The organism is Mesorhizobium sp. LNHC209A00, from assembly GCF_000502915.1.
GTDB lineage: Bacteria > Pseudomonadota > Alphaproteobacteria > Rhizobiales > Rhizobiaceae > Mesorhizobium.
Genome location: NZ_AYWT01000025.1, coordinates 1 through 24475, shown reverse-complemented (window position 1 = coordinate 24475; position 24475 = coordinate 1). Strand labels below are relative to the sequence as shown.

General features: G+C 60.7%; 21 protein-coding genes and 2 pseudogenes. 14 read left to right on the top strand and 9 right to left on the bottom strand.

Annotation, left to right across the window (positions count from 1 at the left end):
- Window positions 1–336: 336 nt before the first annotated feature.
- The 10 genes and pseudogenes from X739_RS138510 to X739_RS1000000169685 all read left to right on the top strand — a co-directional run bounded on the left by X739_RS138510 (window position 337) and on the right by X739_RS1000000169685 (window position 10713).
- Window positions 337–1974, top strand: a complete 1638-nt coding sequence (locus X739_RS138510; RefSeq protein ID WP_023796297.1) for a methyl-accepting chemotaxis protein — start codon at window positions 337–339, stop codon at window positions 1972–1974.
- A gap of 24 nt (window positions 1975–1998) precedes the next feature.
- Window positions 1999–2463: a chemotaxis protein CheW gene (locus tag X739_RS138515; protein ID WP_023796296.1), complete on the top strand. Its 465-nt coding sequence runs from the start codon at window positions 1999–2001 to the stop codon at window positions 2461–2463.
- Window positions 2460–3698, top strand: a complete 1239-nt coding sequence (locus tag X739_RS138520) for a CheR family methyltransferase (protein ID WP_023796295.1) — start codon at window positions 2460–2462, stop codon at window positions 3696–3698. Before X739_RS138515 ends, X739_RS138520 begins: the two co-directional genes overlap by 4 nt.
- Complete coding sequence (locus tag X739_RS1000000168780; protein ID WP_084056571.1) at window positions 3698–4402, top strand: chemotaxis protein CheW; 705 nt, start codon at window positions 3698–3700, stop codon at window positions 4400–4402. The genes X739_RS138520 and X739_RS1000000168780 overlap by 1 nt, the downstream gene beginning before the upstream one ends.
- Complete coding sequence (locus X739_RS138530; RefSeq protein WP_023796293.1) at window positions 4399–6675, top strand: hybrid sensor histidine kinase/response regulator; 2277 nt, start codon at window positions 4399–4401, stop codon at window positions 6673–6675. Before X739_RS1000000168780 ends, X739_RS138530 begins: the two co-directional genes overlap by 4 nt.
- Window positions 6676–6697: 22 nt before the next feature.
- Window positions 6698–7735 (top strand): chemotaxis response regulator protein-glutamate methylesterase, encoded by a 1038-nt coding sequence (locus X739_RS138535; RefSeq protein WP_023796292.1) that lies wholly within the window; start codon window positions 6698–6700, stop codon window positions 7733–7735.
- Window positions 7732–8730 (top strand): PleD family two-component system response regulator, encoded by a 999-nt coding sequence (locus tag X739_RS138540; RefSeq protein WP_023796291.1) that lies wholly within the window; start codon window positions 7732–7734, stop codon window positions 8728–8730. Before X739_RS138535 ends, X739_RS138540 begins: the two co-directional genes overlap by 4 nt.
- A gap of 227 nt (window positions 8731–8957) precedes the next feature.
- Window positions 8958–9255: pseudogene (locus tag X739_RS01000000166760) on the top strand (IS110 family transposase); the annotation flags it as partial.
- Window positions 9256–9566: 311 nt separating this feature from the next.
- A complete protein-coding gene (locus X739_RS138545) occupies window positions 9567–9884 on the top strand; it encodes a YMGG-like glycine zipper-containing protein (protein ID WP_023775211.1) in 318 nt (105 codons plus the stop codon).
- Between the two features lie 198 nt (window positions 9885–10082).
- Window positions 10083–10713, top strand: a pseudogene (locus X739_RS1000000169685) (tyrosine-type recombinase/integrase).
- A gap of 377 nt (window positions 10714–11090) precedes the next feature.
- On the opposite strand, the gene X739_RS138555 reads toward X739_RS1000000169685, so the two are convergent.
- The 9 genes from X739_RS138555 to X739_RS138590 form a co-directional block, all read right to left on the bottom strand.
- Window positions 11091–12002 carry an ABC transporter permease gene (locus X739_RS138555; RefSeq protein WP_023796287.1) on the bottom strand — a complete coding sequence of 304 codons (912 nt, stop codon included), beginning with the start codon at window positions 12000–12002 and terminating at the stop codon, window positions 11091–11093.
- Window positions 11999–13099: an ABC transporter permease gene (locus X739_RS138560; RefSeq protein ID WP_023796286.1), complete on the bottom strand. Its 1101-nt coding sequence runs from the start codon at window positions 13097–13099 to the stop codon at window positions 11999–12001. Before X739_RS138560 ends, X739_RS138555 begins: the two co-directional genes overlap by 4 nt.
- A complete protein-coding gene (locus X739_RS138565; RefSeq protein WP_023775215.1) occupies window positions 13096–14619 on the bottom strand; it encodes an ABC transporter ATP-binding protein in 1524 nt (507 codons plus the stop codon). Before X739_RS138565 ends, X739_RS138560 begins: the two co-directional genes overlap by 4 nt.
- Before the next feature lie 2 nt (window positions 14620–14621).
- Window positions 14622–15716 (bottom strand): BMP family ABC transporter substrate-binding protein, encoded by a 1095-nt coding sequence (locus tag X739_RS138570; RefSeq protein ID WP_031252545.1) that lies wholly within the window; start codon window positions 15714–15716, stop codon window positions 14622–14624.
- Window positions 15717–15749: 33 nt separating this feature from the next.
- Window positions 15750–17129: an amidohydrolase gene (locus X739_RS138575; RefSeq protein WP_023796284.1), complete on the bottom strand. Its 1380-nt coding sequence runs from the start codon at window positions 17127–17129 to the stop codon at window positions 15750–15752.
- A 1-nt stretch (window position 17130) separates the two neighbouring features.
- Complete coding sequence (locus X739_RS138580) at window positions 17131–17790, bottom strand: glutathione S-transferase family protein (RefSeq protein ID WP_023796283.1); 660 nt, start codon at window positions 17788–17790, stop codon at window positions 17131–17133.
- A complete protein-coding gene (locus X739_RS138585) occupies window positions 17787–18632 on the bottom strand; it encodes an aromatic ring-hydroxylating dioxygenase subunit alpha (protein ID WP_023796282.1) in 846 nt (281 codons plus the stop codon). Before X739_RS138585 ends, X739_RS138580 begins: the two co-directional genes overlap by 4 nt.
- On the bottom strand, window positions 18629–19279 hold the full coding sequence (locus X739_RS02080; RefSeq protein WP_031252543.1) for a Rieske (2Fe-2S) protein: 651 nt from the start codon (window positions 19277–19279) through the stop codon (window positions 18629–18631). The genes X739_RS138585 and X739_RS02080 overlap by 4 nt, the downstream gene beginning before the upstream one ends.
- A 160-nt stretch (window positions 19280–19439) precedes the next feature.
- On the bottom strand, window positions 19440–19709 hold the full coding sequence (locus X739_RS138590; RefSeq protein ID WP_031252542.1) for a hypothetical protein: 270 nt from the start codon (window positions 19707–19709) through the stop codon (window positions 19440–19442).
- A 592-nt stretch (window positions 19710–20301) separates the two neighbouring features.
- On the opposite strand from X739_RS138590, the gene X739_RS1000000167360 reads away from it, so the two are divergent.
- The 4 genes from X739_RS1000000167360 to X739_RS138605 all read left to right on the top strand — a co-directional run bounded on the left by X739_RS1000000167360 (window position 20302) and on the right by X739_RS138605 (window position 24198).
- Complete coding sequence (locus X739_RS1000000167360; RefSeq protein WP_023796279.1) at window positions 20302–21207, top strand: SMP-30/gluconolactonase/LRE family protein; 906 nt, start codon at window positions 20302–20304, stop codon at window positions 21205–21207.
- Window positions 21204–22454: an alpha-hydroxy acid oxidase gene (locus X739_RS138595; protein ID WP_023796278.1), complete on the top strand. Its 1251-nt coding sequence runs from the start codon at window positions 21204–21206 to the stop codon at window positions 22452–22454. Before X739_RS1000000167360 ends, X739_RS138595 begins: the two co-directional genes overlap by 4 nt.
- Window positions 22447–23136 (top strand): hypothetical protein, encoded by a 690-nt coding sequence (locus X739_RS138600; protein WP_023796277.1) that lies wholly within the window; start codon window positions 22447–22449, stop codon window positions 23134–23136. The genes X739_RS138595 and X739_RS138600 overlap by 8 nt, the downstream gene beginning before the upstream one ends.
- 774 nt (window positions 23137–23910) lie before the next feature.
- Window positions 23911–24198, top strand: a complete 288-nt coding sequence (locus X739_RS138605; protein ID WP_023785323.1) for a hypothetical protein — start codon at window positions 23911–23913, stop codon at window positions 24196–24198.
- Window positions 24199–24475: the final 277 nt, after the last annotated feature.

Here is a 24475-nt window from a genome sequence, read left to right as displayed (position 1 = left end):
GTAGCCCGATTAGCTTAAGCAGCTTCGCCGGAGCTCATGATTGAAGCGGAATAATCGCTCCCTCCGGCAGCCTTGCTTTCAGCCATATTCGCCTCGAACAAAGTTGTCCGCCCCGCGGGGGGATTTTGGCCAATATGCATGTTTGCGTAACAGCGCGTTGTTCGCTCCAATGGAGCACAGGCTCTGCGACGCGGCCGGCCCATAGCGTTTGGCGCCGGTTGAACGGAAAAGAAACCATTCAGGATCAGACTGCTGGTTTCGACACGCCTGTTCGAATCGTCGGAACAAATGGTGCTAGTCGCGCCAGCGCAAAATGCCCCAATGGCGGAACCATCCATGAAAAGCCTGACGATACGTCACCGCATACTCGTGAGTTTCGCTGCCATCCTGGTAGTCATGTGCGTGATAGGTGTGATCACGTACGTATGGTTTCTTCAGACGCAGCAGGAAGCGACCGAGGTCGAAAAGGGCATCCTCCCAGATCTCTATCACAGCACAGAGATCATGATGGGTCAGATAACGGCTCATAGCCTGCTTCAGGAATATGCCCTTCAGGACAATCCGACGGACAAAAGCGCGGTTGAAAGCACCATCGTGGGCAATCGCGACCGCGTACAGCGGTTGATGGACGACTACGAACGAACCATCATTTCGGATGTCGACAAGCAGAACTACGCCGCCGTCAAAGACCTCGCCAACCAATTTCGTCAGGCAGAAACTGCTGTGCTGGATGCAAGCCGGGCTGCCTTGTCAAAAGGTGAAGCCCCCAATGAACGCCCGGCCATCAAGAACACCGTCGAGCCGATTTTTCTGAAATTGCAGTCTGCCCTGCAAGCGATGGTCGATGATCACAGAGGCGAGGCAGACAGCGCGACGCAACGGATCAGTGAGATCGTCAATACGGCAGAAGTGGGTTTGGCATTTGGCTTGCTTGTAGCCCTCGGGTTGGCCTTTCTCTGCGGGTATTTCCTGTTCCGCGCCATTACTGGGCCGCTCACCCGCCTGGTCGATGCCGTTCAGTTGATGCGGCAAGGCGACTTCAGCGGCCGGCTCAACGTCGCGCGCCGGGACGAGTTCAGCATGCTTGCTGATGGCTTCAATGCAATGGCGGACGATCTCACCACGCTTATTGGCCAGATTCAGAAATCCAGCATCCAGGTCAACACTTCCATCACCGGAATTGCCGCCACCTCCAAGCAACAACAGGCGACTGCAACTGAAATCGCAGCGACCACTACGGAAATCCGCGCGACGGCAAAGGAGATCTCCGCCACGTCGAACGAGCTCGTCCGCACCATGAACGAGGTCTCGGCGGTCGCCGAGCAAACGGCAGCGGTCGCCGGCGGCGGACAGGCGGGACTGACCCGCATGGAAGCGACCATGCAGCAGGTGATGGACGCGGCCAGCGCCATCAATTCCAAGCTCGCGATCCTGAGCGAGAAGGCTGGCGGCATCAATCAGGTGGTGACGACCATCACCAAGGTGGCCGATCAGACAAATCTGCTTTCCCTTAATGCCTCGATCGAAGCCGAGAAGGCGGGCCAATATGGTCGTGGTTTTGCAGTGGTGGCGACCGAAATTCGAAGGCTCGCCGATCAGACGGCCGTTTCCACTTACGACATTGAGCAGATGGTCAAGGATATCCAGTCGGCAGTAGCGGCTGGTGTTATGGGGATGGACAAGTTTTCCGAGCAGGTCCGTCGCGGCATGCAGGAGGTTCAGCAGGTTGGCGGGCAACTCTTCGAAATCATTCAACAGGTGCAAGGCCTGGTGCCGCGCTTCGAAGTTGCCAATGAGGGCATGCAAGCCCAGGCTACCGGTGCAGGGCAGATCAGCGATACGCTGACACAGCTGAGCGATGCGGCTCAGCAAACAGTCGAGTCGCTTCAACAATCCACGCTCGCGATCGACGACCTCAATCAAGTTTCGGGCGGGCTGCGAAGCAGCATTTCCAGGTTCAAGTTGAGAGCATAGCTGAGCTGCTACCCGGAGGTGATAATGCTATTTCTCGCCTTCAACATGGGACATGACCTCTACCTACTTGATGTTCATCAGGTTGAAGAAGTTTTGCCGTACGTCGCTGCTAAAGGACTCCCAGGTGCGCCAACCGGGGTGATCGGCCTTATCGATTATCGCGGCGCGCCGATCCCGCTGATCGATATCACTCTTCTTGCGCTTGGCCGCCCGTCGGTTCCGGTGCTGAGCACGCGAATGGTTGTAACGCGCTATTCCTCGCTGGATGGCGAGCAGCGCCTGCTAGCTATGCTGGCAGAGCGAGTCACGGATACGCTCGAGCGAGATCCTTCCGAATTCGCACCGTTTGGACTCGAGCCAGGAACTCCGCCTTATCTCGGTCCGGTGGCCTCGGACGAAGAAGGAATTACACAGTGGGTCAAGGTCGAGGCACTGCTTTCAGAAGAAATTCGTGCCGCACTACTGTGCCAGGTAGCGATGAGTGAATGATGTCCGATCCAGTAGAAAGGCTTCTGAAGGAAACCATCGGACTGGACACCGCCAGCGTTGGCCCGACAGTCGTCCGTCAATCGGTCCGAGAGCGGATGACTGCATGCGGGATAACCAACCCTGAGACCTATTGGCGGCTCTTGACGGGTTCCCCACAAGAACTGCAGGAACTGATTAATGCCGTCGTGGTCCCGGAGACCTGGTTCTTTCGCGATCGGGAAGCGTTCACGGCCTTGGCGCAGCATGCACGCATGCACAAGCGCGCCAGCCAGCCCATAAAGATCTTGAGCCTGCCATGTTCAACGGGCGAAGAGCCTTACTCGGTCGCCATGGCGATGTTCGATGCTGGATTTGGAGCGCAAGAGTTCAAAATCGATGCGGTGGACATCAGCACCCGCAATCTTGCGATCGCCGAGCGCGCCGTCTACGGACGAAATTCGTTTCGCGGCAGTTACCTCGAATTCAAAGATCGCTATTTCGAACCGGCGGAAGGCGGGCACCAGGTTAATCCAGCGGTGTTGAAACAGGTTCGGTTCAGAGCCGGAAACCTGTTCGATTCTCGGGCGTCCTTTGGGGCCGAGGTTTATGATGTTCTCCTCTGTCGTAATTTGCTGATCTATTTTGATCGAGAGCTGCAGGATCGCGCGCTGGTTTCCCTAAAAGCCCTCCTCGCCAGCGATGGACTTCTGCTTGTCGGTCCTGCGGAATCGGCTCTTCCGAGGCTGCATGGCTTCACGTCCGCTGAATGGCCGATGGCGTTTGCCTTCCTGAAGTCGGGCACGGTTCAGGTTGTGGCCCAGACCGTTCCTGTCTCCAATTCAACACTGCCCCCCTCGGTGCCCAAGCCTTTGAAGAGCAAGATTGTTCCCCCGGTGGGCAGACAAGGGCACTTGCAAACCACGGCCCAGATGCTTGATCAGATCACGGAGAGCCTCGCAACGATTGAGCGGATCGCGAATGCGGGACGGGTCAAGGAGGCACAGGAAGTCGCTCTGTCGCATCTCAAGCAATTCGGTCCTTCAGCGGAAATTTTCTACCTGCTGGGCCTCGCTCAGGATGCAGCGGGGGCTGCTCCCGAAGCGGTCCAGAACTATCGGAAGGCGCTCTACCTCGCACCGAACCATCGGGAGGCTCTTGCCCATCTTGCTCTGCTGCTCCGTAAGCAAGGTGACCACCATGGTGCCGAGGCGCTGACCGGTCGGCTGGGTCGGATCCAAACGAGGAGCGGCACCTGATGTCAGCTCCGACAACGTTCGCACGCCCGGTGGAAGACATTGACATCAACGACTGCTGGCGGCGGATAGGCGTCCGAGGTGACAAGTCTTGTCCCGAACTGGAGAAGCATCTCCATTGCCGCAATTGCCCCACTTACAAAAAGATAGCCCGGGGGCTGTTGGATCGCGCCGAGTCGTCGGACTATCGCGACGAACGGGCTAGAAATACCGGCCGCGAGATCAGTTCGACACCCGAAGCCGTCGCGTTTCGGACAGCGGTCCTGTTCCGTCTGGGAGAGGAATGGCTGGCACTCCCAGCTAGTATTTTTCACGAAGTGGCCGAACCCCGTTCGATCCATTCGCTTCCACACCGCAGGAACAGCGCAGTGCTTGGCATCACCAATGTCCGCGGCGAGTTGCTTATTTGCCTGTCCCTGGCTGAACTGCTTGACATCGATGAGAGCCAGAACGGGGAACAAGGTAGACAAACCAAGAGTTTCCGTCGCCTGGTCGTGGTGGGTGAGCGCGACAAGCGAGTCGCTTTCATGGTCGACGAAATCCACGGCATATATCGCTACAGCGAAAATCAAACGCTCACTCCGCCAAGATCAGTTGGCAAAGCGGTCTTGTCCGCCATCGTTGCTGTGCTTCCATGGCAGGGGCGAACGGTTGGGTGTCTCGACGGAGGTCAACTGCTCGCGATGGTGGATCGGAGCATCGCATGACCGATGAGGATTTCAGTCAGGTTTCGATGTTGAGCCTGTTCCGGGCTGAACTGGAAACGCAGTCTCAAGCTTTGATTTCTGGCCTACTGGCGCTCGAACGCGATCCGATATCTGCAGACGCATTGGAAGGCTGCATGCGAGCAGCGCATTCCCTTAAAGGAGCTGCCCGTATCATCGATCTGATGCCGGCGGTCGAGGTTGCGCATGCAATGGAAGAGTGTCTGGTTGCCGCGCAACGTGGGCATCTCAGGCTGCGCCGGGAGCACGTCGACACGCTTCTACAAGGCATCGACATTCTTAAGTTGATAGCGTCGAACCCGACTTCGAACGATGGAGGCACAAACTCTGAAGTTGCCAGCTTCCTGGCGACGTTCAAGAAAGTACCCTTGTCTGACGGCGTACCTCTGGAACGCAATCTTGCAGATGATTTCACACTGCCAAGTGACGTCCAGGAAGACCTGGCAAGGTCATCTTCAGCAAGCCTTCTCGTTCGGCCGGAACCGCAGACTGATGGCAGTGGTGTGGGCTCTGAGCGAATGGTTCGGGTTACAGCGGACAGTTTGAACCGATTGCTCGGTCTGGCCGGCGAGTCCCTGATGGAGGCTCGGCGTCTCAGGCCATTCACCAACGGGTTGCTCCGATTGAAAAGACTGCAGTCAGACCTCGCAACCGCCTTCGATGATGTTCGCATGAAGCTGCCGTCGATGGACGAGGGATTGGCCCAAGCGCTTACTGAGGCGCAGCACAAACTTCGGCTGAGCGAAGTGTTCCTGGGAGCGCGCCTGGATGAGTTGGATTCGATAGACCGAAAGGCCACTGACCTCGCCAATCGACTCTATGACGAAACATTGGCGAGCCGGATGCGTCCGTTTGAAGACGGCGTGCGGCGTTATGCGAGAATGGCTCGTGACCTCGGCCGTACGCTTGGCAAGAAAGTGCGACTGGAGATCGTTGGCGGTTCAACCGGCATCGACCGTGATATTCTTGACCAGCTTGATGCACCTCTGGGGCATCTTCTCCGCAACGCTGTCGACCACGGATTGGAATCGCCTGAAGAGCGTCTCGCGATCGGCAAAACCGAAGAAGGTCTCATAAGGCTGGAAGCGAGACACAATGCTGGCCTGCTGCAGATCTCTGTTGTGGACGATGGGAGGGGGATCGACCTCCAAAAACTGCGTGAGACCATCGTGACCCGACAGCTTGCAACGGCGCCAACCGTTGCAACGCTCAGCGAGGCGGAACTACTGGCGTTTCTGTTCCTTCCGGGTTTTTCAATGAAAGCGGATGTTACGGAGATTTCTGGCCGTGGCGTGGGGCTTGATGCAGTTCAGGCGATGACGAAGGAGGTCCGGGGCATCGCAACAGTCTCCTCAGAAATCGGCATCGGAACGCGGTTCCAATTGCAGCTGCCGCTCACGTTGTCAGTGCTCCGCACACTGCTCGTCGACATCGACGCAGAGCCCTATGCATTCCCACTCGCCGCGATTTCCAAGACAGTAAAGTTGAAACGCGCGGACATCGAACTCCTGCAGGGGCGGGCGCATTTTCGCTTCAACGACCGACTAATCGGACTGGTTACAGCACGCGAGGTGCTGAACCGTAGTGAGACTCTCCTGGAACAGGATGATATGTCTGTCGTCGTGCTCGGTGGAAATCAGGGCGAAGCATATGGCCTGATTGTTGATCGTTTCCTCGGAGAACGTGAGTTGGTGATCCGTCCTCTCGATCCTCGTTTTGCCAAGATCAAAGATATCAGCGCGGCGGCGCTCATGGAGGATGGTTCGCCCGTATTGATCCTCGACGTCGATGATTTAATTCGATCTGTGGAGAAGCTTGCCTCATCGGGCGGGCTACGAAGTCTTCGGCGAACTGCGGCCGACGCCGACGCTCGGAGGCGCAAGCGCGTGCTTGTGATCGACGATTCACTGACGGTCCGCGAACTTGAGCGCAAGCTGCTGGGCAATTACGGCTACGATGTCGAGGTCGCAGTTGACGGGATGGACGGGTGGAACGTCGTCCGATCGGGTCCCTTCGATCTTGTGGTGACTGACATCGACATGCCTCGCATGGACGGCATCGAACTGGTGAGCTTGATCAGAAATGATGCCCAGCTCAAGAACACGCCGATCATGATCGTTTCTTACAAGGATCGGGAGGAAGATCGCACGCGCGGTCTTGATGCGGGCGCGGATTACTACTTGACCAAAGGAAGCTTTCACGACGAGGCGCTTATCCATGCAGTTGTCGACCTGATCGGCGAGGCGACGACATGAGACCAGACATGCGGGCCAGCAAATGAGGATCGGCATCGTCAACGACCTGCCGATGGCCGTTGAGCTTCTCCGGCGGCTCGTCATTTCGAACATGGAACATCAGGTCGCCTGGATCGCGACCAACGGGCGTGAGGCAGTCGAAGCCTGCAGACGCGACCTCCCGGATCTCGTGCTTATGGACCTGACGATGCCGGAGATGGACGGCGTGGAAGCAACACGCAGGATTATGGCGGAGACACCCTGCATGATCCTGCTGGTGACAGCCAGCATCGAAGCGAACGTGCCCGGCGTCTATGAAGCGATGGGCCACGGTGCGCTTGACGCGGTCGATATCCCGTCGATCGGCATCGACGGCAAAGCATCATCGCAGTCCGCACGGCTTCTAGCCAATAAGATAGCGACAATGGGCAAGCTGGTCCGAGACGCACCATCGACGTCGAACGGGAGGATATCAAATGCGGCTCCCTCATCGTCTGGACACCTAGTCGCGATCGGTGCCTCCGCGGGCGGGCCGGCTGCTGTTGCCACCGTCCTGAGCGCATTTCCCAGTGACTTTGTGGGCGCGATTGTGCTCGTCCAGCACCTCGATGCTCAGTTCGTTCCAGGCTTGGCCAATTGGCTAGGGCAGCATACCGCCCTTCCAATCCGTGCAGCTCGGGAAAGAGATGTGCCTCAAGCAGGTGCTGTTCTCATCGCCAGCAGCGCGGATCATCTGGTTTTCAAATCAGCCCAGCACCTCGGGTACACGTCCAGCCCAAGGGACAATGTCTACCGACCGTCGGTTGATGTGTTTTTCGAAAGCGCGGCACAGTGGTGGCCAGGCTTGGTGATAGGTGTCTTGCTCACAGGAATGGGAAGGGACGGTGCCCGCGGTCTGAGACAACTTCGCGACAAGGGACATCTCACAATTGCGCAAGACAAAGAAACTAGCGCCGTTTATGGCATGCCCAAAGCCGCCGCTGCGATCGACGCGGCTATTGATATCCTTCCTCTAGGCTTGATCGGCTCACGTATTATCGAGGCCTGCGAGCGATCTACGTGGAAAGGCACCTTGGTATGACGCAAGAACCGGAACTGGTCCCGCCGCTCCCGGAGAATTATTCGTCGATGGTTCTCCTAATCGATGATCAAATCATGGTCTGCGAGGCCGTCAGACGCGCTCTCGTCAACGAGCTGGACATCGCTTTCCACTTTTGCACCGATCCATTGAAAGCGATGGCGGTTGCGGACGAGGTCAGGCCAACGGTCATCCTGCAGGATCTCGTCATGCCGGGAATGGATGGGCTGAATCTGGTACGGGAATATAGGAAGAATTCTTCGACACAAGCTGTGCCGGTTATCGTGCTTTCCAGCAAAGAAGATCCAACCACCAAGGGTGAAGCGTTCAAGGCAGGAGCGAATGACTATCTTGTCAAACTCCCGGACCGAATCGAGCTGATTGCACGTATTCGATACCACACCCGGGCCTATCTTGATCACGTTCAGCGAGACGCAGCTTATCGCGCACTGCGGGAAAGCCAGAGACAGCTGATCAGCGCAAATCTCGAACTTGAGCGTCTGACGCGGATCGATGGCTTAACCGGTCTCGGCAACAGGCGCTACTTCGACGAGTACCTCGGCGCTGAGTGGAAACGCGCCCTGCGCGCACAGACGCCATTGTCGTTGCTGATGATCGATGCGGATAATTTCAAGCGCTACAATGATGCCTATGGCCACATGGCTGGCGATGATGTGCTCAAGCAAATTGCCCAAGCGATCCAAAGTGGCGCCGGCCGTTCGACCGATCTGGCTGCGCGGTACGGTGGGGAGGAGTTCGTCGTCGTCCTGGTAGATGCCTCCCTGGCGCAAGCGAGCGCAATCGCAGAGCGGCTCGTCCAGGGCGTACGAGATTTGAAAATATCCCACGGCACTGGGCACGTGACCATCAGCGTCGGCGTCGCTAAAACGGTACCCACTGAGAATGAGACCCCACATGATCTCGTAAAAGCCGCTGATCTGGCACTTTTCCGTGCAAAGTCGGGGGGACGAGATCGCGTGGTGGTCGATGGTGTGTGACGTTTCGCGCAACATTTCCCGCCACATGACTTGACGTTTCATGGACGCCGCGGACGTTTAGTTGTCAAATCCCATCGGGACGCAACCGACTGAATTTGAGTCTCAAGCGGAACGGCAGACTTCTCGCCGTTTTTAGCCCAAAGCTGCCGGTCCGCTTTTGATGCGGTGGACGGCTCTCCACCCCTTTCGGCTATAGTCGCGGGGGTTAGAGCTGGAGGAGATCTGCCATGGGCATTGCTACGACGATTGGTCTGGATATCGCCAAGTGCTGCACGGTGTGGATGCGGCTGGCGAGGTTGTCATCCGGAGGAAAGCTGACCCGTGGGCGGGTCCTGGGGTTGTTCGAGAATCTGCCCCGATGCCTCGTCGGGATCGAGGCATGCAGTTCCTCGCATTATTGGGCTAGAGAACTGATTGCCCAAGGCTATGATGTGCGGCTGCTTCCTGCGCGGTATTTGAAGGCCTAGTTGAAGCGGCAGAAGAACGATGCGGCCGATGCTGAGAACATCTGCCGTGACCCGGCCGAGGCGCCTGCTTTCCACGTTGAAGGGTTCTTTCAAGATGGCGAGGCCATACCGGAGCCGTCATCGATCGAGCAAGTGCTTGCCGGTGGCGATCGGGGCGCTCTCACCACAATTGCAGTCCCATTTTAGATCGGCCGGTAACGCCCGCCCATCTTTGTGATTTGGACACCACGGTCTTCAACGGGCGAGAAACCTTGATTGACTTCGTGAGAAGTCACGCCGCCGTTTCGCCGCAATGCGCCAGCACTTGGGCGAAAGCGCCCCTGTTTTCAGTCTGTTGTCAGTTCCCGGCGCTTCAGAGGAGTTCTCGTGATGATCATCAAGAAGGCCATCCTGGCAGTGCTTATCACCGCAGCCCTTGCCGGCTGCGAAACGCAGACCGAGGGCCAGCAACGGGCCACCACCGGCGCGCTCGTCGGCGGCGCTGGCGGGGCGCTGCTTGGCCAGGCGATCGGCGGCAACACCAAGAGCACCGTGATCGGCGCCGCCAGCGGCGCCTTGCTCGGCGCGGTCGTTGGCTCGGCCACCACCCCGCAGCGCCGCGAAGATCAGCAATGCCGCTACCAGGACCGCTACGGCCGCATCTATATCGCGCCCTGCGACGACCGGTATTACAACGGCAATTATTGATTAGCTTCCGAGTGAAGGAGCCGGCGCGCAATGCCGGCTCTCACGCCGTCATTCTTCTGTACGGCATGCCCGATACGACACTCTGAAGTGTCTGCATGGATTCTCAAATCGCTGGAAGCGGTAAGTCTGCTTGCGGCCCACGAGCTTCCAGCCCGCCGATCGTTTTCTCTTCGGCCAATCAAGGCCGAGGAGAAATACATGGGTTACTCTCAATACGATGCTGCCGGTCACGGTCGCGCTGCCTGGAATGCTGGCAAGAAAGTGGGGACGAAGCGACCCCTTACAATAAGACAGATCTGGGCGATCCGCTTCTTCCTTGACCGCGAGAGGCGCGTTCGTGATCGTGCTCTTTTCGATCTGGCAATCGACAGCAAACTTGCGGCTGCGACGTGGTTAAGATCAAGATTGGCGATCTGGCCGCGGGCTCGGAAATTCGGACGCGTGCGACTGTCGTGCAGCAGAAGACAGGTCGCCCGGTTCAGTTCGAGCTAACAAGCGACGTGCGGGCCAGCCTTCTAGCTTGGCTCGAGAGGCGTGGCGGTACAGTCGATGACCATGCGTTTCCAAGTCGGATGACCGTGCGCGCCACATGAGTACGAGGCAATACGCCCGCCTCGTCGATGAGTGGGTGACCGCAATAGGTCTCCGGCGGGCGGAATATGGCACGCACTCGCTGCGACGAACAAAGGCATCAATGATCTCCAAGGCGACGGGTAACCTGCGCCCTATACAGATCCTGCTTGGCCATACCAAGATCGAGAATACTGTTCGCTATCTCGGTGTCGACGTCGAGGATGCGCTCACCTTGGCTGAACGAACCGAAATCTGACATTGGATCGGTCATCCTTGCAATCTTGGGTGGCCGTTTCCAGCGCAAAGTTCTTCTGCCGCCACATCCGGCTTTGGGTGGAAAGCGGTCGTGCCGATCGTCAGCAACTAACCGCAGCTAAGCGCCTCATTTCGGACGCTGAACTCGAAATCCTCATTACCCGAAAGCCGACATGGATTGCCGCTGACGTTGTCATTGCTGATCCGACAACGCTCAACAACCTGGCCCGATTGCGAACGCCCAACGCTTACGATTGCCATATCCTAGCTGCCAACCGCTCGAGGCATGGTCTTGAGGATTGCGTGCAGCCCTTCATGCCCCAGGGACGGTGCTGCCTGCGCTCGGATGTCGGGTTGCCGCCCGGGCGGCGTGCGACACTATTGTTCGAAAGGCTCTCCCAGCGATGCCACGCCGTTGAGCTTGAGCAGACGTCGGTTCGAAGAAATGATGCCCAGCACGACGATTGTCACGAGATAAGGCAGGCTCGATAGAAGTTGCGAGGAAACGTCCAGTCCGGTGGCCTGGGCCGCCAGGCTTGCCAGGGAGACGGCGCCGAAGAGGCAGGCGCCGAGGAAGATACGGCTGGTGAGCCAGGTGCCGAAGACGACGAGCGCGATCGCGATCCAACCGCGCCCGGCAATCATGCCATCGGCCCACAGCGGCGTGTAGACCACGGCCGCGTAGGCACCGGCGAACCCTGCAAACGCGCCGCCGAAACCGACGGCGGCGAAACGCACGGCGATTACCGGATAGCCGAGCGCATAGGCCGCCTTAGGATTTTCGCCGACGGCGCGCACGACAAGGCCGGTCTTGCTGTAGACGAATACCGCCCAGATGGCGACGGTCGCCCCCAGCGAGAGCCACACGATGACGTCCTGGGCGAACAGGCCGCCGATGACCGGGATATCTGAAAGCCAGGGCAATGAAAGCTTCGGTAGGCCTTTGACCGTGAGGCTCTCATAGCTCTTGCCGAACAGTGCCGAGAGGCCTTGGCCGAGTATGCCTATGGCGAGTCCCACTGCGACCTGGTTCGCGCGGAGCCCCAGCGCGATGACGGCAAAGACAACGGAAAGAGCCGCGCTGGCGAGGCCCGCGGCGAGGAAGCCCAGGAGGTGACCGCCGCCGTGATAGACGATGATGAAGGCGACGACTGCCCCCATTGCCATCATTCCCTCTACGCCGAGATTGAGGACGCCGGCTCGCTCGGCCACCATTTCGCCCAGCGCGGCCAACAGGAACGGCGTGGCCGCCGCCAGCGTTCCGGCGACGATGAACTCGAGGGCATTCATGGCGTGCTTCCGTGAGCAGCATGGCGCCATTCGAGCCGGAATCGGACGAAGGCAATCGCGACGAGATAGGCGAGCAACAGGCTGCCCTGAAAGACCCGGACCGCGGCGACCGGCAGATTTGCCGACACCATGGCGTTGTCGCCGCCAATATAGAGGGCCGCCATGAGCAGCGCGGAAAAAATGATGCCTATCGGGTGAAGGCCGCCGAAATACGCAACGATGATGGCGGCATAGCCGTAACCGGTCGAGATGGAGCGCTGCAATTGGCCGAGCGGCCCGGCCACCTCCGCCGCCCCGGCGAGGCCCGCCGCGAAGCCACCGATGAGGAGGGAAAGCCAGATCGCGCGTCCTTCGTTGAAGCCGGCGTATGCGGCTGCGCGCGGAGCAAGGCCGCCGACCTGCAGCTTGTAGCCAGCGAAACTCCTCTGCATGAAGACCCAGGCGGCGAGGGAGAACGCGAAGGCGATAAGCAGCGAGACGTTGACGCGGGTGCCGGGGATCAGGATCGGCACCGTCGCGTCGTACTGGAACATCACCGACTGTGGGAAGTTGAAGCCGGCCGGATCCTTCCAGGGGCCTAGAAGCAGATAGTTGAGAAGTTGCGCGGCAACGAGCGCCAGCATGAGTGATACGAGAATCTCGTTTGCGTTGAGCCGCACGCGCCAGAACGCCGTGAGCGAGGCCCAAAGCGCGCCGCCCAGTGCGCCGAGCAAGAGCATTGCAGGCCAAATCCACTGGCCGGTTGCCTGCGGGAGCCAAATGGGAACGGCCGACGCGAAGATTGCGCCGAGAATGAACTGGCCCTCGGCGCCAATGTTGAAGATCTTTGCGCGAAAGCCGATCGCAAGCCCCTGCGCAATCAGCAGCAGCGGCCCCATCTTGAGCAGGACTTCCGAGAACGAGGCCCAAGACAGGAAGGGCTCCAGAAGCATCGCTTGGAAAACGGCGACCGGATCGCGGCCCATCAGGAGGTAGAGCCCGAGATTGAGCAGCGTCGCCACGCCGAGCGCGGCTGGCGGGGCGACCAGCTTGATTGCAAGCGAGGCGTGTTCCCGGCGTACCAGAACGGGAAGGAACGGCCGGGACAGGGCGCTCATGCAGGAACCTTTTCGGCGGTTGAATGGGCGCCGATCATGTATCGGCCGATCTCCTCGGGTCTGGTGTCGCGGGTCACCAGCGGCTGGCTCAGCCGGCCCTGATGGATCACCTGGATGGCATCGCAAAGCTCGAACAGTTCCTCCAGTTCCTCCGAGATGACCAGGATGCCCATGCCTTCGTTGCGCAGGGCGACAAGGCGCTGGCGGACGGCGGATGCGGCGCCGACGTCCACGCCCCAGGTGGGCTGTGCGACAAACAGCAATTTAGGGGACAGCATGATCTCGCGTCCCACGATGAACTTCTGCAGATTGCCTCCCGAAAGCGCGCCGGCCTCCGCTTCGCAACCGGGCGTGCGCACGTCGTTTTGCCGGATGCAGTCCTCGGTGAAGGCTTTGGCACGAGCAGTGTCGACAAGGCCGCGTTTCAACAAGCCGAACGGATGGGCGGTCAGGAGGCTGTTGAGGACGAGAGACATCTCCGGCACCGCGCCGCGGCCGAGCCTTTCCTCCGGAACGAAAGCGAAGCCCAGCCGGCGGCGGGCCGCCGCATTGAGCGCGCCAACATCCTTTCCCATCATGTAGATGCGATCGGATTTCTCGCGCGGCAGCATCGTCTCGCCTGAGATTAGCGCGGCGAGCTCGCTCTGCCCGTTGCCCGAGATGCCAGCGATTCCGAGAATCTCGCCCGCCCGAACCGTCAGGCTGACGTCGGAAAGCTCGGCGGCGAAGGGATCGTCGGGCCGATGGTCGAGGCGGACGATTTCAAGGCGCTTTTCCCCGCCGGAATGTGCAATAGCCGGCATGGGCTTCGGCATGTCGCGGCCGATCATCATGCGGGCGAGGTCGTGTGCGTCGTGGCCGCGGGGATCCACATTTCCTGTGATGCGACCGCCGCGCAGGATGGTCGCGCGGTCGCATACCGCGCGGATTTCCTCCAGCTTGTGCGAGATGAAAAGAATAGACACGCCACCGTCGCGCAGCCGCCGCAATGTCTCGAAAAGCTTCTCCACCGATTGCGGTGGCAGGACGGAGGTCGGTTCGTCGAGGATCAGGAGCTGCGGTTCGGTCATCAGGCAGCGGATGATTTCCACCCGCTGCCGCTCTCCAACCGAGAGCGCGTGCACATGAGCGAGCGGATCGACCTCCAGGCCGAAGTCGCGACCGAGCTTGCGGATGCCTTGCGCAAGGTCCCATTTCCTCCCGGGCACGACCAGCTGGACGTTCTCCACAACCGTCAGCGTCTCGAACAACGAGAAATGCTGGAAGACCATGCCGATCCCCTTGCGCCTCGCATCCGCCGGGGACGCGAGCGCAAGGGGCTCTCCTTTCCAGATCGCTGTTCCCGCGTCTGGCTGCTCGACGCCGTAGATCAGCTTCATCAGCGTCGACTTGCCCGCTCCGTTTTCTCCGAGGATCGCATGGATCGAGCGCGGAGCCACATCCAGATCGATGCCTCGATTTGCATGGATCTGGCCGTAGCTCTTGGAGATGCCGCGCAGCGACAGCAGCGGGACGGTCATTGTCACTTCGGCAGCGGCGTAGTGACACCCTTGACATGCCAGTCCATGGCGACGATCTCGGCCACGGTCATCGTCTTACCGGCGGGGACGCCTTCGCTGCCGTCGGCCTTGGCGATCGGACCGGCAAAGGGCGAGAAACTGCCGTCGGCGATCTTGGCTTCGACTTCCTTGATCTTGGTCATGATGTCTGCCGGGATGCCCGGGTTCCAGTCGACGACTTCGACGACCTTGTCGCCGACACCCAAGAAGGCGCTGGCGCCCTTGAAGGTACCGGCAAGGTGGGCGTCGACCGAGGCTTTGAAGAAGGGCGACCAATCGGTCGCAACGCAGCCGAGATAGGTCTTGGGCGCGTATTTCTTCATTGACGAGTTGAGGTTGAAGGCGGGGATGCCGGCCTCCTCGCAAGCCGCAATGACCGAAGGCGTGTCCTGCGCGTTGGAGAAGACGACGTCGCATTTCTGCGACAGCAGCGCCTTGGCGGCTTCCTGCTCCTTGGCCGGGTCGAACCAGGAGTTCACCCATACGACCGAAACCTCGACATCGGGCTTCACGGCTTGCGCACCCAATGTGAACGCGTTGATTGATGTGATCAGTTCGGGAATGGCGAAGGCGGAGACGGAGCCGAGCTTGCCGGTCTTCGAAAGCGCGGCTGCCGCCATCCCCATCAGATAGGTGCCCTGGGAGTATTGTGCCGCGAAGGGCGAGAAGTTCGGCGCCACCTCGAAACCGGAAGCATGCAACACGGTGACGTCGGGATTGCGGCGCGCGATCTGCAGGGCGCCGTTCTGATAGCCGAAGGAGCCGGCGATGAGAACCTTGTTACCGTCCGCGACCGCCTTGTTCATGATGCGGTCGGCGTCGGGACCTTCCTGAATGTTTTCGAGAATGGTGACCTTCACCTTGTCGCCGTAGGCCGCCTTGACCGGATCGAGCCCGTCGGCCAGCGCACGGCCCCAGCCAACGTCGCCAACCGGCGAGGGGACCACCAGCACGATGCCCAGTGGTCCGTCGGCGGCGAGCACGCGGCTGCCCACCGCGGCGACAAGCCCGGTAGTGGCAGCGCCCTTCATCAATGTTCTGCGGGTAAGATTTGTCAGCATGTTGGTTCCCCTTGCTTTTGGTTTTGGTTGCTAGAATTCCACGGTGGCGAGCGCCGCCTCGGCTTGCGCGAACAGCCTTGCCTCGTCGAGCCCCGGGAACTCTCCCCGTGCCCAAACGATGCGGCCGTTGATCATCGTCATGTCGGTCGGCGCGCCGATGCCTACCTTGGCCAGCAGGCTCAGCGGATCGTGCCGCGTGCCGACATAGTCCATGCGCCGCGTGTCGATGGCGAACAGGTCGGCGGCCATGCCAAGCGACAGCCTGCCGATGTCGCTGCGCCCGAGCAGCGCCGCGCCCCCGGTCGTTGCATAGCCGAGAAAATCGCCAGGCGGCGGAACCGGGTGGTCACGTGTCGACGCCGACAGGCATTGCAGCATGTAGGCGGAATGGATGCAGTGCATCAGGTTGGAATTGTCATTCGAGGCTGCACCGTCGCAACCCAGCCCCACCCTGAGCCCGAGGGCCGACATCGCCGGTATGTCGGTGATTTCGGCGCCGACGAGATAGACCGGCTCCGGGCAGTGCGCGACGCCGGTGCCAGTGGCAGCCAACTTGCGCAGTTCGTCATGGGTCAGCTCCCAGCAATGGGCATAGAAGGCATCCGACCCGCAGAAACCTATCTCCGCGCAATAGTCCACCGTGCGCAGGCCGTGGCGGGCTTGCATCACCGGGCTTTCGCCTTCGCCGACATGGGTGTGCATGCGGACCTTGCGGTCGCGCGCCAGTGTCACCGATTCCACGAATGTCTCGCGATAGCAGTTGACCGGCTGGCACGGCGCGACGACGACCTGGCGCATGCTGAACCTACCGTCATCGTGATAGGTATCGATCAGCCGGGCGCAGTCAGCGATGAACTCGTCCGTCGTTTCCAGCATGGCGTCTGGAATGGTCGAGCCTTCCGACTTCGGCAGTGTGTTGCCGCCACGTCCGGCATGGAAGCGCATGCCAAGCAGTTCGGCCGCCTCGAACTGCCGGTCGATGAGCCTTTTGCCGGCATGCCGCGGAAAGCAGTACTGATGGTCGAAGGCCGTGGTGCAGCCGTGCTTTATCAACTCCGCCATGGCCGTGACCGATGCGTGGTAGAAGCACTCCTCGTTCAGCCGAGAAAAGATCGGATAGATGCGGTCGAGCCATTCGATGACCGACAGCTTCGTCCAGTCCAGGTCGGCGCGGTTGCGGACGAAACACTGGAAGAAGTGATGATGGGTGTTGACGAGGCCAGGATAGACGAACCAACCGGTGGCGTCGTGGGCGACGGTCCCGACAGGCAGTTCCCCTTTGTCCAGGCCCTCGCCGATGGCCCGTACAGCCGCGCCCTCGGTCAACACGTCGACGTTGCGGCGGATGCGCGAACCGTTGCCATCGTCCACGATCACCGCGGCGCAGTTCTTCAACAAATAGCCCGCCACGTCAGGCCTCGCCTCCTTCAGGGACGGGCTCGGGCTTGAGCTCGTGCAGCCGATGGATGCCGGGCATCTCGATGAAACCCTCGATGGCGCGGATCGCCCGCGACCAGAGCCGGATCGCGGGATAGGGATCGAGCGAAACGCCCCCGTCGGGCGCCAGCGCCACATAGGGAAAACAGGCGATGTCCGCGACCGTCGGCCGGTCCAATGCGAGGAAGCGCTGGCCGCGGATACTCTGTTCGACGAGACCAGCTTCCAATTCGCGCAGGGCCGCCGTTCCCTGTCCCTGAAGGGCATCGATGTTCCCCGGGCGCAGCAGCATCTCGTGCAGGCGCGCTGCCCCCAGGCTTGCGGTCAGCCGATGCGAGAAGGAAATCCACTGCTGGACGCGCGCCGCATGCATGGCAGTATCGTTGCCCAACCATTGCGGTGCCGCCGTCGCGGCAAGGTAGACAAGCATGGCCGAAGATTCGGTCAGGACGAGGTCGCCGTCCTCGAGAATCGGGATCGAACCCGCCGGATTTAGTGTCATGAGTTCCGGACCGCGATGCTCGGTGCCGGGATGAAAATCGACGGGCCGGATGCTGAGCTTCACTCCTGCCAGCGCGGCCATCAGGCGCACCTTGTAGCAGCTTGGCGACAGCACGTAATCGTAGAGCTTCATTGCGCCACCAGTTGCGCGCCGTAGGTGTAGCCATGGCGCTTCAGCCAGCGCCGGTAGGCAACCGAAGTCAGGTCGGCTCGCGTGGGTATCTCCATGCCGGGGTCAAGCGGCAGCAGCCCTGGAATCTGGTTTTCGAGGATCGACCGGTCCTGAACAAAGATCGTCTGCTGGAAATGGATCAGGTCTGTCATCGGAGTCTCGTCGTCGAAAAGCGCCATCCATGGCCACACGTTACACAGGTCTTCGGCAAGCGGCTGCACGAAAAGCGTAATGACGTCCCATTCGCCCGGGCGCGGCGGGCAGGTCTTGTAGAGGATTGAGCAGGTCGGCGCGGGCACGCGATACATATATTCCGTCGTTATGTCGCCTTCCGCCGATTTGGCGGCCTGCGGCTGGTAGAACTTCACCTGGGTCGCCCAAACCTCGTCTTCGTCCTCCCGGATCTCGACCTTGTAGTTCTGGACCTCTGTGTGCGGTTCGGAGCCCAATATGTCGGTATGGACGAACGGAAAATGAGCAATGTCCAGGAAGTTCTCCACGGCGCGCAATGGCGAGCAGCGCACGCGAACCACCCCGACATCGACGAGCCGGCGGCCGGGCTGATCGGCCTCGGGGATCGCAAACAGCGGCTTTTGCGGATCACCGAGCGATGACCAGACATGACCATAGCGGATGCAGGCCGGCAGCGCGTGTTGGTTGCCGCCCGTGACCTTCGCGTTTCCGTCTTCGCCGCGCCTCACCACGATCGGCTCGCCCATCAGGGCCGTCTTGCGTCCATGCACATCAAGCTGGCTAGCGAGGCCGACCGGATACCATTCGTCGATCATCGCGTTACGGATCATTGGGCGATCCCGCTGCGTGAAATATGCTCGGCCGCCCGTCGCAGCGCCTCGGCGGCCCTCGACGCGGCGATACGCTGGGTCGGATTGCTATCTTCGTCCACCAGAACATGCATCAGCATCCGCGCTTGCCCTTCGGGGGCAAGCAGCAGCTGGACGGTCTGGGCATTGTGCGTATAGTCGAGCAGGCCTGCGGCGGACTTCGTGCCCGCGGCCGCCTCCAGCGCTGCGATGTCCGTTTCCGCCATCATCGAGCGCAGGGGGGCAAGGCCGTCGAACCGCGGCGGCCCGGCGGCGGGTTCGCCAGCGGAAATCCATATGATGCCATCGCTGTCCTCAACGGGCTGCATCGCGACACGAATCGTGTCCGGCGGCGTCAGTCCCGGATGGGCCGGGATGCGCAGGCAGTTTCCCTCCTGGGCATAACTCCAGCCGTGATAAATACAGGACAGGGTCTCACCGCGCACGAAGCCGCGGGAAAGGCGCATGCCGCGATGGGGGCATCTGTCGGCAAAGGCCGCCGCACGGCCGGAGCGGCTTCGCCAAAGGGCAACTGGTCCGGCTGGCGATTGCGCCGGCATTACGGTTCCCGCCGGCAAGTCCGCAGAGAGGGCAATAGGCATCCATGAGCCGGTCGGATAAAGCCGCATACATCAACTTTCAAACAACACCAGGTATCTTCCCGCGCCCAGCTTCGCGGTCAAGGATATGCTAATAGACCGGTTACGTTTGCACAACATTTCCTCACTGGCAACAATGCCCAAAAAAGGTGCATGGCGCCTTTGACGGGCAGAGGCCGCAGGCCGGAACCTAGCCCGATTCGCTCTCGATCGGCGCCCGGCGGATGGCTTCGACCCAGACATCGATTGGTCCAAGAGAGCACCCAATCTCCATCATTTCGATGAGCTCGGCGGGACCGGCAATGTCGAGTTCGATGCGGTCGCGACCGGCAACGCATATTGCCTGCGCGAGCCCGAGCTTGGCGGCGTAACGCTCGATCCACAGAAGGAAGGATGCCGCCTCGACATCGCCGAGGATCGTCATGCGCTCTCGCCAGGAATAGCGATTTTGCTCGCTCATAGAACCTCGGCAATGAAACAGATTAACTATATACCTATTTACATTGTGCTCAATTGCTGAAGCACCTTGGGCGCGAGTTCTTGCGACGCGCCATCCCAAAACGACGTCGCCGGCCGTTGCCATCAGGTAGATGGCGTAGGGTCACAACCTGAGACCGACCGAACCAACAACCGCGTGCCTACAAAAGAATTCCAGCTCAGGAACGTAGGGTAATCGGACGACCCGATCGCTGTTCTTCCGATCCGGCGGGGACGGCAAGGTGGTGCGTTACTGCGACCGTTTCAGGGCAGCGCCATGTCAACGGCGGGAAGTGGAAGGATAAGGCGGACCTAGCATGGCAGCTTATCGCCGGCCGATAACGTTCCTGGGCCCAAATCTGCCGGTCAGCAATGCGCCGCATGTCCGCCATTCCCGCACCACCGTCCGGCTTCTAGAAGCGGACAACGCTGGTGCCGACGCTCCTGTCGACTTCGCGCCCCAAAGCGGCCATGCGTCGATGCCTGCAATCGCCGCACAATGTATTCAACGAACGCGTAGACGGCTGGATTAGTCCCGACAAATCTTGATAGGCTGCCGGTCTGGAGATCGCACCATGAAGGAGGTTGAAAGGCTCGCAGTCGAGGTTGTCGCGACTGGCCTCGGCTGGCCCGAGGGTCCGACGATGCTTTCTGATGGGCGCGTTGTCATCGTCGAAAGCTATCGCAGCCAGCTGACCGCCATCGATCGTGAAGGAACTGCTCGGCAGTTCGCGTATGTTGCGGGAGCGCCGAATGCATGCGTTCTCGGTTCGGATGGCCTGCTCTACGTTTGCCAGAATGGTGGCACGACCGGACCTTGGCGGGCCGCGGAGATGACAACGCCATCGATCCAGCGCGTTGCCGAAGGCGGAAAACCGGAAATCCTGCTGACCGACGTTGCAGGCATGCGGCTCAATGGTCCAAACGATCTCGTGTTTGCTGCTGATGGCCGGCTTATCTTCAGCGATCCCGGCACATACAACCCCAGCAATCCGGACCCCAGCTACATCTTTGCCGTCAACCCCGATGGCAGTGCCTACCTTGCTGTCGGCTTCGACGAGCCGACCTTCCCGAATGGAGTGGCGATCGAGACGGACGGCTCGATCGTCTGGGCTGAGTCCTACACGGGTCACGTCAAGCGGCAACGCCCGGATGGCTGCGTCGAAGACCTTGGCCGCTTGCCTGGGGCCAATCCGATCCCGGACGGGCTGAAGGTCGGCGCCGATGGCCGCCTTTATGTCACAGATATTGCCGCCAACGGCATTCATGTGCTGAAGCCCGACGGTACCGCGGAAGGTTTCTTCATCTGCGGCAAGGCAACGACCAACTGCGTCTTCTCCGGAGAGATGCTTTGGGTGACAAATGCCGGCGTGCTGGCGACCGGCAGCGACCCCTCCTTCGAGGGCACGCTCTGCTGTGTGCGTGTTCCGGGGGGCGGAGGACCGACGCATTACGGTCGCATCGGCGGTAAGAAACCGTGAGTAGTTCCTCGATTATCTCGAACATAGGCCCTCGGGCCAACGGCGGTGCCGGCTTTGCGGCATCGCCTGCTTCGACGGCAGCGCTGAAGCGCCTGTACAGCGTGGCTGCGGTCCGCGACGCAGCGCGGCGGATTTTGCCGCGCCCGGTGTTCGACTTCGCCGACGGCGGCTCCGAGGATGAGCGAACGCTGCGCCGCAACGAACAGACGTTCAACGACGTTGCTATCCTGCCGCGGCCCCTCAACGGTGCAGCGACACGGGATCTCTCCCTTGATCTCTTCGGCGCAAAGCTCGCCATCCCGCTCGGTATCGCGCCAACTGGCCTGGCCGGTCTGTTCTGGCCCGACGGCGAGTGCGCGGCAGCCCGAGCAGCGGCAGCCGCTGGCACCTTCTACTGCGCCAGTCACGGATCGGCCTGCACACTGGAGGACATAGCAGCCACCGGGACCAGCCCGCGATGGATGCAGGTGTTCGTCTACACCGATCGCGGCTTCACCCGGGAAATGGTGGATCGGGCGAGTGCCTCAGCATACGGCGCGCTGGTGCTCACCGTCGACAATCAGCTGCTCGGCAACCGGGAACGCGACATCCGCAACGGGTTTTCCATCCCGCCGCACTTCGGTGTGGCAGGGACGCTTGCGGCCGCCACCAAGGCGGCGTGGCTGCTGCGCATGCGCACCCGGCTTCCGAAACTGACCTTCGGCAACTACCTGCGTCCCGGCGAGACGGCGACGGTTGGCGCGCTGGCGGGCCGCATGGCCGCACTGCTCGACCCCGGGCTGTCCTGGGCCGACGTCGACTGGCTGCGCACCGTTTGGTCCGGACCGTTGTTGCTGAAGGGCATCCTGCATCCCGGAGAAGCCACGGAGGCCGTGGCCCGCGGTATCGACGGCGTCATCGTGTCCAATCACGGCGGACGCCAACTTGACGGTGCCGTCGCGTCGCTCGACGGGCTGCCTGCGGTGGTCGCGGCTGTCGATGGCCGCATACCGGTGCTGATCGACGGCGGCATCAGGCGGGGCTCCGACGTCGTCAAGGCGCTGGCGCTCGGAGCGTCCTGCTGTCTGATCGGCCGGCCACAGCTATGGGGGCTCGCGGTCGCCGGCGAAGATGGGGTGCGACACGTGCTCGAACTCTACCGCAAGGAGATCGACCGGGTCATGGGGCTGATGGGGGCACGGAGCCTTAGCGACCTCGGCCCCGACTGTCTTTCGTTCGTTCAAGCTACGAGGCTGCCACATGATTGAAGACCCGCCGCTGCTCACCATCAGGCGCCGTTTCGAACGGCCTGCGGCAGACATCATCAGTGCCTTTTCCGGCGTGCCCGTCAGTCAGGTCGTCGACGCCATGGGCGGGCGCGGAGCCTTGCACCATGCGATCAAGCCGCTATCGCCAGCTGCTGCTACGCTGGTCGGCGTCGTCGTGACCTGTCAGTGCGGCCCTTCCGACAATCTCGCGCTGTTTGGGGCGCTGGATGTCGCCGTAGGTGGCGATGTCATCGTTGCGGCCACCGACAGCTTTGCCGGGGCGGCGGTCACCGGGGATCTCGTGCTTGGCATGGCGCGCAATAAGGGGGTCGCCGGCTTCGTCACCGACGGCCTCGTGCGCGATGTTATCGGGATCGAAGCGGTCGGGTTGCCGGTTTACTGTGCTGGCGTCATCGCGAACTCGCCGGCGCGCAATGGTCCAGGCACAGTCGGATTTCCGGTGGTGCTGGGAGGCGTGACTATCTCGCCCGGAGACATACTGATCGGCGACCGCGACGGCGTCGCCGTGGTGCCCCGCGTGGAGGCCAGGACCGTGCTGGCGCGGCTCGCCGCCATCAAGGCGGCCGAGCAGGATCTTGATGCCAAGGTGCGCCAAGGTCTGGAAATGCCCGAGTTCGCCACCGTCGTCCTCAAGTCTGACAGGACGCGCTTCGTTGATTGAAATGGGGTTGTCGAATTGCAAAAAAGATTTGAGGACAACATCATACCGATGAGGTGACGCCGACTGCCAGCGCGCGGAGGGCTCAAAACGTAATCTACGCGGCGCGCCGTTGGGGCAAATGGAGACCAGAGCGGGCTCGACGAGGGTCGACGGCAGTCACGATGCTGTGGTGGTGATCGCAGTAGACGCGATCCGGCGAAGTTGGCCCGGCACAAAAACGGTAGCCGCCAGGTACTGACGGGTCTTCGCTCACCGGGAAGCGGCACTGGTATACGCCGAGCTGAATGAGGGGGACGTCTCTTGACATTAGTCTGATATTTTCAGGCATGATGGTTTCCAGGTTCCTTTAGTTCATAGCCATTGCTGGCTGACGAATGAAGTGCGACGTCGGGCGAGCTTCTCTCGTTTTGGAGGGCTTTGGATCAGCATATGGTGCTTGTCGCGCCGTCAATGAAGCCCGACGCCCCGCTTCTGAGGCCAATAGTTTGCGACTTAAGGCCACACCTGCGAGCTCAGGAAACACAGGCAAAGTGTGCCATCGTAGGGCGCCTCGGCCGGGGTTTGTCTCGAGCATTGAGACCAACGTCGCTGTGCGCTCCTCCCAAGCCAATGTCCGCCTGCCGCGCTCCACGTTATTGCAAAACGTTCAAATTTGAGCTTCCGCACTCACGCTTTGTCGAGGGTACGCCTGTAATCACTTAAACCGTCTGCGCCGTAAGTTTAGCCGTTTTGAATCGCCCGCCGGCGACGATGACGACGAAATAGGAGAACGCAATGACTCGTAATCACGTTGAACGTCTTGGAGAGTTCAGGGAAATCCTAGTCGCGACTCGACGGGAAGGAGTCCGCAACGTGCACCATACTCGTGACGCAATGCGGGCCAGTGGCTTTCAGATCGGGGACAGCGATGGCGCCAGCTACGGAGCCGAATTGAAGGCGCTCCAAGAGGAAATTGAGGCAGTCGATCGCGCCATCGAAGACGAGAAGCGGTTGGCCTTGGCCCTCGAGAGCGAGACGCAATCCCGCCGACCGGCTAAACCGAGAATCGTGAAGGGAACATAGAGTCAGGTATTGCCCTTAGCGCACGTCGCGTCGATCGCCTGTAGGGGTCGTTGTCGCCGCGGCGAGCGCCCCGCTTCTGGCGCAAAGCGGTCGGCGCTCCCCAGAATGCTAAGGTCGGCTTTCTAGCCCCGTCATCCCGAAGGCCGACGTTCCGCTTCTGATGCGGTGGACGGCTCTCCTCCCGCCCTGCGGTATGATCGTGGGGCCAGAAGCTGGAGGAGATCTATGATGGGCAACGTTACGACGATTGGTCTGGATATTGCGAAGTCAGTGTTTC